The sequence below is a fragment of the Streptomyces sp. AC627_RSS907 genome (assembly GCF_019049165.1).
Window position 1 is genome coordinate 1 of record NZ_JAGMUE010001284.1, and the last position, 656, is coordinate 656.

Here is a 656-nt window from a genome sequence, read left to right on the forward strand (position 1 = left end):
ATGTTGAGCCGCCCGCCGCTCAGACCGGTGGCCGGGTCGGCCGTGCCGGGCCGGACCCTGGGCACGCCGTGGTACGCGAAGCGCGAGGGCCCGCCGAAGACGAACAGGTCCCCCGAGCACAGCTCCACATCGGTGTACGGCCGGGTACGGGTCTCGGTGTTGCCGAACCGGAAGACGCAGGCGTCGCCGATGCTGAGCGAGACGACGGGCGCGCTGGAGCGCTCGTCCTTGTCCTGGTGCATGCCCATCCTGGCCGCCGCGTCGTAGAAGTTGATCAGCGCCGTGTCCGGGGTGTAGTCGGCCGCGGCCGACGGGTCCTCGTACGCGTCGGCCACCGCGCGCCGCCCCCACTCCACCAGCCACGCCGGAAGCGCCGCCACCCGCTGGCCGTTGACGTCGTCGGCGGTGCGTGTGTACGCGTACGGTCGCCAGTGCCAACCCAGACAAACCGTCTGAACCGACATGGCTCCGCCCCTCGGCAGTCGGGTGTGCCGCATCGGCACGGGGCCCACCGCCCACCGCCGGCAGGCGTCCACCAGCGCGCGCTGCTCGGCCACCGAGAGCCAGTCGGGCACGTGCACGGCTCCGGGCGCGAGGGTGGCGCGGGGCCGGGGGAGCAGGGCGTTCATGGCCGGACCTTCCTCACGGGTGGGACG

General features: G+C 73.5%; 1 protein-coding gene. It reads right to left on the reverse strand.

The features are described from left to right. Positions 1-629 (reverse strand): alpha-ketoglutarate-dependent dioxygenase AlkB (locus tag KUM32_RS41505; protein WP_217146805.1); only part of this gene is annotated, 629 nt, incomplete at its 3' end. Positions 630-656 lie beyond the last annotated feature (27 nt).